We start from the raw sequence: 6,475 nt of genomic DNA on the forward strand, positions 1-6,475 counted from the left end.
CGACCCGGACGGGCGGCACCGGCCGCGCCCCGGACCGCCCCGCGCGCGGCGTTCCTCGCCTAGCCTGCCCCGCCGTGCCCTGGCTCCCCGACGACTTCGCCCACCCGCTGCGCGCCGACCTGCCCACCGGTCAGCACCTGCGGCCCATCCGCGCGGCCGACACCGCCATCGACTTCCCCGCCGTCACGGGCTCCCGCGAGCGGCTGTGGGGGATCTACGGCGAGGCGTGGGGCTGGCCGCCCGCGACGATGACCGAGGAGCAGGACCGCGCGGACCTCGCCCGCCACGAGCGCGAGATCGAGGCGCACGAGAGCTTCAACTACGCGCTGCTGGACGAGGACGAGACCGAGCTGCTCGGCTGCGTCTACGTCGACCCGCCGGAGAAGGCCGGCGACGCCGACGCCGAGGTGTCCTGGTGGGTGGTCGACCGCCTGGCCGGCACCGAGGTCGAGGCGGCGCTGGACGCGTTCGTCCCGCGCTGGCTGGCCGCGGAGTGGCCGCTGCGGGCCCCGCGCTACGTCGGCCGGGACCTCTCCTGGGCCGACTGGGTCGCGCTGCCCGACCGCGACTGACCGGGAGTGCAGGGCCGGGCACCACCCGGCCGGACGGGCGGTGATCGGCCCGCACCTAGACTCGGACGACGTGGCCCGGACCCCGATGATCGCCCCCAGCCTGCTCTCGGCGGACTTCGCCCGGCTGGCCGACGAGGTGGCCCGGGTCGCCGACGCCGACTGGCTGCACGTCGACGTCATGGACGCCCACTTCGTCCCCAACCTCACCCTGGGGCGGCCGGTGGTGGAGGCGATCCAGGCGGTGAGCCCGGTCCCGCTGGACTGCCACCTGATGATCGAGGCGCCCGAGCGGTGGGCGCCCGGGTACGCCGAGCTCGGCGCCCGCAACGTCACAGTGCACGCCGAGGCCTGCACCGGCGATCCCCGTGACGTCGCCCGCGACATCCGCGCCGCCGGCGCCCTGGCGGGCCTCGCCGTCAAGCCCGGCACCCCGCTGGAGGACTACGAGGACGTCCTCCGCGACTTCGACACCCTCCTGGTCATGACCGTCGAGCCCGGCTTCGGCGGCCAGGCGTTCATCGCCGACGTGCTGCCCAAGGTCCGCCGCGCCCGCGAGCTGGTCGACACCGGCCACCTGCGACTGCTGGTCGAGGTCGACGGCGGCATCAACGCCGACACCATCGAGCGGGCCGCCGAGGCCGGTGCCGACGTCTTCGTCGCGGGCTCGGCCGTCTACGGCGCCGACGACCCCGCCCGCGCGATCGCGGCGCTGCGCGCGCAGGCCACGGCGGCGGCCGCCGGGTGAGTCCGCAGATCCAGGCCGCCACGACCCGGGCGCGCGAGTCCAGCGCCATGGCGAGGGCGCGCGCGCTCGGCGAGAGCGTGCTCGGCACCACCAGCCCCAACCCGCCGGTCGGCGCGGTCGTCCTCGACGCCGGCGGCGCGGTCGTGGGGGAGGGCGCCACCTCCCCGCCCGGCGGGCCGCACGCCGAGGTGCACGCGCTGCGGCAGGCCGGCGAGCGGGCCCGCGGCGGCACCGCCGTCGTCACCCTGGAGCCGTGCGCGCACACCGGCCGCACCGGCCCGTGCGCCGACGCGCTGCTGGCCGCGGGCGTCGCCCGCGTCGTCGTCGCCGTCCCCGAGCCCACCGGGCTGGCCGGCGGCGGCGCCGGCCGGCTGCGTGCCGCCGGCGTCGACGTCGAGGTGGGGGTCGAGCGGCAGGCGGCCGAGGACGGCGCGCTGGGCGCCTGGCTGACCGGCGCCCGCGAGGGGCGGCCGTTCGTCGTCTGGAAGGTCGGCGCCAGCCTCGACGGGCGGGTCGCCGCCGCCGACGGCACCAGCCGCTGGATCACCGGCCCGACGGCCCGCGCCGCCGTGCACGCGCTGCGCGCCACCTGCGACGCCGTCCTCGTCGGGTCGGGCACCGCCCTGGCCGACGACCCGCAGCTCACCGTCCGCGACGCCGACGGCCGCGACGCCGCCCGCCAGCCGCTGCGCGTGGTGCACGACCGCCGCGGCCGGCTGCCGGCCACCGCGCGGGTGCTCGACGGCGCCGCGCCCACGCACGTCAGCCGTGCCGCCGGCCCCGCGGAGCTGCTCGCCGAGCTGTTCGACCGCGACGTCCGCCGGGTGCTGCTCGAGGGCGGCCCGACGCTGGCCGCCGCCTTCCTCCGCGCCGGGCTGGTCGACGAGGCCGTCGTCCACCTCGCGCCGAAGCTGCTGGGTGCCGGTCCCCCGCTCGTGGGGGACCTGGGAATCAGCACGATCGGCGCGGCGCTGACCCTGGAGGTCCGGGACGTCACCCCGCTGGGCGGGGACGTGCAGATCCGCCTGCGGCCGACCCGGCACACTGGAGAGCGACCGGACGCGGACGGAAGGGGCTGACGTGTTCACGGGCATCGTCGAGGAGGTCGGCTCCCTCGCCGCACGCGAGGACCTGGGGGGACCGGCGGGCGACGCCGCGGTGCTGCGCATCCGCGCGCGCCGCGTGCTCGAGGACGTGCGCCTCGGCGACTCGATCGCGGTCAACGGCGTCTGCCTCACCGTCACCGGCGTCGAGCCCGGCCCGGACGGCGACCAGGTGTGGTCCACCGACGTCATGGCCGAGACGCTGCGCCGCAGCAGCCTCGGCGCCCTCGGCGACGGCGACCCGGTCAACCTCGAGCGCGCCGTCGCCGCCGGTGGGCGGCTGGGCGGGCACGTCGTGCAGGGCCACGTCGACGGCGTCGGCACGGTGGTCTCGCGCACGCCGGGCGAGCACTGGGACGTCGTCCGCGTCGCGCTGCCGCCGCAGCTGGCGCGCTACGTCGTCGAGAAGGGCTCGATCACCGTCGACGGCGTCTCGCTCACGGTCAGCGCGCTCAGCGCGGCCGACGACCCCGAACCCTGGTTCGAGGTGAGCCTCATCCCCGCCACCCTCCGGGAGACCACGCTGGGCGGACGCGCCCCCGGGGACCCGGTCAACCTGGAGGTCGACGTGATCGCCAAGTACGTGGAACGCCTGCTGGGAGCACCCCGATGAGCGGCACCGTCCGCCTGGACACCGTCGAGAGCGCCATCGCGGCGGTCAAGGACGGCCGCCCCGTCGTCGTCGTCGACGACGAGGACCGCGAGAACGAGGGCGACCTCATCTTCGCCTCGGAGCTGGCCACCCCCGAGCTCGTGGCGTTCATGGTCCGCTACACCTCGGGCTACATCTGCGTGTCGGTCACCGAGGCCGACGCCGACCGGCTGGACCTGCCGCCGATGTTCCGGGTCAACCAGGACCGCCGCGGCACCGCCTACACCGTGACCGTCGACGCCCGCGAGGGCGTGACCACCGGCATCTCCGCCGCCGACCGCGCGCACACCATCCGGCTGCTCGCCGCCGCGGAGACCTCCTCGGCCGACCTCGCGCGCCCCGGCCACATCGTGCCGCTGCGCGCGAAGGACGGCGGCGTGCTGCGCCGGCCCGGGCACACCGAGGCCGCCGTCGACCTCGCCGTCCTCGCCGGCCTGCGCCCCTCGGGCACGCTGTGCGAGCTGGTCAGCGAGAAGGACCCGACCGGCATGGCCCGCGCCGAGGAGCTGCGGGTCTTCGCCGACGAGCACGACCTCTGCCTGATCTCCATCGCCGACCTCATCGCCTACCGCAAGCGGTTCGACAAGCTGGTCGAGCGGGTCGCCGAGGCCACCGTGCCGCTGGCGCCGGGCACCTTCACCGCGGTGGGCTACCGCAGCTCCTACGACGAGCGCGAGCACGTCGCCTTCGTCTACGGCGACATCGGCGACGGCGAGGACGTGCTGGTGCGCGTGCACTCCGAGTGCCTCACCGGCGACGTCTTCGGCTCGCTGCGCTGCGACTGCGGTCCCCAGCTGCAGGCCGCGCTGGCCGCGGTCGCGCACGAGGGCCGCGGGATCGTGCTCTACATCCGCGGGCACGAGGGCCGGGGGATCGGCCTGCTGCACAAGCTGCAGGCCTACCAGCTGCAGGACGCCGGCGTGGACACCGTCGACGCCAACCTCGACCTCGGCCTGCCCGCCGACGCCCGCGACTACGGCACCGGCGCGCAGATCCTCGTCGACCTCGGCGTGCACACCATGCGGCTGCTGACCAACAACCCGGCCAAGCGCGCGGGCCTGGAGGGCTACGGCCTCAAGGTGACCGGCCGGGTGCCGCTGCCCAGCCACGTCACCGCCGAGAACCTGTCCTACCTGCGCACCAAGCGCGACCGGATGGGCCACCTGCTCGACATCATCGAGCCCGAGACCGAGTCCGGCCCGGCCGACGTCCCCGCCGGCGTCCCGGTGACCGCCGACGGGGGGACCACCGTGCCCGGCACCGACGTCCCCCTCGGCCGGCAGGAGCAGCAGCTGTGAGCGGGCAGGGACGCCCCGAGGCGCAGGCGGTCGACGCCGCGGGCCTGACGCTGGGCATCGTCGCGACCACCTGGCACGCCGAGATCACCGACGCGCTGCTCGCCCGCGCCGTCGAGGCCGCCCGCGCCAGCGGCATCGGCGAGCCGACCGTCGTCCGGGCGCCGGGCGCGGTGGAGCTGCCGGTGGTCGCCCAGGCGCTGGCCGAGCGGCACGACGCCGTCGTCGCGCTCGGCGTGGTCATCCGCGGCGGCACCCCGCACTTCGAGTACGTCTGCGACGCGGTCACCGCGGGCCTCACCCGGGTGGCGCTGGACGCCGGCAAGCCCGTCGGCAACGGCGTGCTCACCTGCGACACCGAGGAGCAGGCCCGCGACCGCGCCGGCCTGCCCGGCTCCGTCGAGGACAAGGGCTGGGAGGCCGCCGTCGCCGCGCTGGCCACCGCGCTCACCCTCCGCGACCTGCGCGGGCCGCGGCACTCCACCGGCTTCCAGGTCACCCCGGCCGTCGGGCAGGGGCTGGCGTGAAGCGCTTCGACGAGCTGTTCGCCGAGCTGTCGGCCAAGGTCGCCGCGGGCGACCCCGCCTCGGGCACGGTGACCGCCGTCCGCGACGGTGTGCACGCCGCCGGCAAGAAGGTGGTCGAGGAGGCGGCGGAGTCCTGGATGGCCGCCGAGCACGAGGGGCCCGAGCGGACGGCGGAGGAGATCAGCCAGCTCCTCTACCGGGTGCAGGTCCTCATGCTCGCCCGCGGGCTGACCCTCGACGACGTCTACACCCACCTCTGAACTCCCGCCGCCGACCCACCACAGGAGACACACCGTGCTGCGCATCGCCGTGCCCAACAAGGGCGTCCTGAGCGAGCCCGCGGCCGCGATGCTCGCCGAGAGCGGCTACCGCCAGCGGCGCAGCACCAAGGACCTCGCGGTCTACGACCCCGACAGCGACACCGAGTTCTTCTACCTGCGCCCGCGGGACATCGCCGTCTACGTGGCCGCCGGCACGCTCGACGTCGGCATCACCGGCCGCGACATGCTGCTGGAGACCGCGCCGGCCGACGGCGAGGGCCCGACCGCGGTGGAGGTCATGCCGCTGGGCTTCGGCCGCTCGTCGTTCCGCTTCGCGAGCCCGGTCGAGTCGGGCATCGACTCGGTCGAGAAGCTGGCCGGACGGCGGATCGCCACCGCCTACCCGGTGCTGCTGCAGCGGTACCTGGACGAGTCGGGCATCAAGGCCGGCGTGGTCAAGCTCGACGGCGCAGTGGAGACCGCCTGCCGCCTCGGGGTGGCCGACGCCGTGTGCGACGTCGTCGAGACCGGGACGACGCTGCGCGCCGCGGGCCTGCGGATCATCGGCGAGCCGGTGCTCACCAGCGAGGCGGTGCTCGTGCGCCGGGAGGGCGCCGAGGAGATCCCGGCCGTCGCCCAGCTGCGCCGGCGGCTGCGCGGGGTCCTCGTGGCCCGGCAGTACGTGCTGCTCGACTACGACTGCCCGAACGAGCTGCTGGCCCGGGCCACCGAGCTCACCCCCGGCCTGGAGGGCCCGACGGTCAGCCCGCTGCAGACCGAGGGCTGGTCGGCGGTGCGCGCGATGGTGCGCCAGTCCGACACCAACCGGGTCATGGACGAGCTGTGGGAGCTCGGCGCCCGCGCGATCCTCGTCACGAGCATCCACGCCTGCCGCCTGTAGGAGGACCCCTGCAGCACGTCACCCGGCGGGATTGGTGGCCCTGCCGTCGAGCCAGAGGGTGTCGGACGCGTCGCGGTGCGAGCCGGTGCTGCCGACGTGCTTCGCGCTGATCGTCGGCCCGTTCTCCAGCACGTGCACGAGGGCCATCCCGTACCCCCGGCCGAGGCCGTGGTCCGCCGCCAGCCAGGCCAGCACCTCGCCGGCCTCCGTGCCCGGGGCGTCGAGGCCCCGCTCGTGCGCCTGCGCGATCAGCCGGCGTGGGGTGAGGCCGGTCCGGTCCTCGATCGCGTCGAGGTAGGCCTGGAAGGACATCGCGTGCTCCCCGTGGTCGGTGGGTGTCGGGAGGGGAGACGGTGTGGGCGGCGCGAACTCATCGCCCACACGGCAGCGGCCCCCTCCCCGGCCGGGGAGGGGGCCGCT

General features: G+C 76.0%; 9 protein-coding genes. 8 read left to right on the plus strand and 1 reads right to left on the minus strand.

Going from position 1 to position 6,475, the window contains the following annotated elements; genetic code table 11:
* Window positions 1-74: 74 nt before the first annotated feature.
* The 8 genes from ACI798_RS21875 (at window position 75) to hisG (ending at window position 6,055) form a co-directional block, all read left to right on the plus strand.
* The gene (locus ACI798_RS21875) at window positions 75-572 is read left to right on the plus strand and encodes a hypothetical protein (protein WP_457048942.1); all 498 of its coding nucleotides are present in this window, start codon (window positions 75-77) and stop codon (window positions 570-572) included.
* A gap of 70 nt (window positions 573-642) precedes the next feature.
* Window positions 643-1,317, plus strand: a complete 675-nt coding sequence (gene rpe, locus ACI798_RS21880) for a ribulose-phosphate 3-epimerase (RefSeq protein WP_456940674.1) — start codon at window positions 643-645, stop codon at window positions 1,315-1,317.
* On the plus strand, window positions 1,314-2,396 hold the full coding sequence (gene ribD, locus ACI798_RS21885) for a bifunctional diaminohydroxyphosphoribosylaminopyrimidine deaminase/5-amino-6-(5-phosphoribosylamino)uracil reductase RibD (RefSeq protein ID WP_457048943.1): 1,083 nt from the start codon (window positions 1,314-1,316) through the stop codon (window positions 2,394-2,396). The genes rpe and ribD overlap by 4 nt, the downstream gene beginning before the upstream one ends.
* Before the next feature lies 1 nt (window position 2,397).
* Window positions 2,398-3,033 (plus strand): riboflavin synthase, encoded by a 636-nt coding sequence (locus tag ACI798_RS21890; protein ID WP_456940676.1) that lies wholly within the window; start codon window positions 2,398-2,400, stop codon window positions 3,031-3,033.
* The gene (locus tag ACI798_RS21895) at window positions 3,030-4,370 is read left to right on the plus strand and encodes a bifunctional 3,4-dihydroxy-2-butanone-4-phosphate synthase/GTP cyclohydrolase II (protein ID WP_456940677.1); all 1,341 of its coding nucleotides are present in this window, start codon (window positions 3,030-3,032) and stop codon (window positions 4,368-4,370) included. The genes ACI798_RS21890 and ACI798_RS21895 overlap by 4 nt, the downstream gene beginning before the upstream one ends.
* Complete coding sequence (gene ribH, locus ACI798_RS21900; protein WP_456940678.1) at window positions 4,367-4,894, plus strand: 6,7-dimethyl-8-ribityllumazine synthase; 528 nt, start codon at window positions 4,367-4,369, stop codon at window positions 4,892-4,894. The genes ACI798_RS21895 and ribH overlap by 4 nt, the downstream gene beginning before the upstream one ends.
* Window positions 4,891-5,154, plus strand: coding sequence for a phosphoribosyl-ATP diphosphatase (locus tag ACI798_RS21905; protein WP_387986919.1), 264 nt, complete (start codon window positions 4,891-4,893; stop codon window positions 5,152-5,154). The genes ribH and ACI798_RS21905 overlap by 4 nt, the downstream gene beginning before the upstream one ends.
* Window positions 5,155-5,188: 34 nt before the next feature.
* Entirely contained in the window at window positions 5,189-6,055 is an 867-nt protein-coding gene (hisG, locus tag ACI798_RS21910) for an ATP phosphoribosyltransferase (RefSeq protein ID WP_456940679.1), read from the plus strand.
* A gap of 18 nt (window positions 6,056-6,073) precedes the next feature.
* Here hisG and ACI798_RS21915 read toward each other — a convergent pair whose 3' ends face one another.
* Window positions 6,074-6,367, minus strand: coding sequence for a DUF4287 domain-containing protein (locus ACI798_RS21915; protein ID WP_457048944.1), 294 nt, complete (start codon window positions 6,365-6,367; stop codon window positions 6,074-6,076).
* Between the last annotated feature and the right edge of the window lie 108 nt (window positions 6,368-6,475).

The sequence above is a fragment of the Geodermatophilus sp. SYSU D01045 genome, assembly GCF_054050295.1.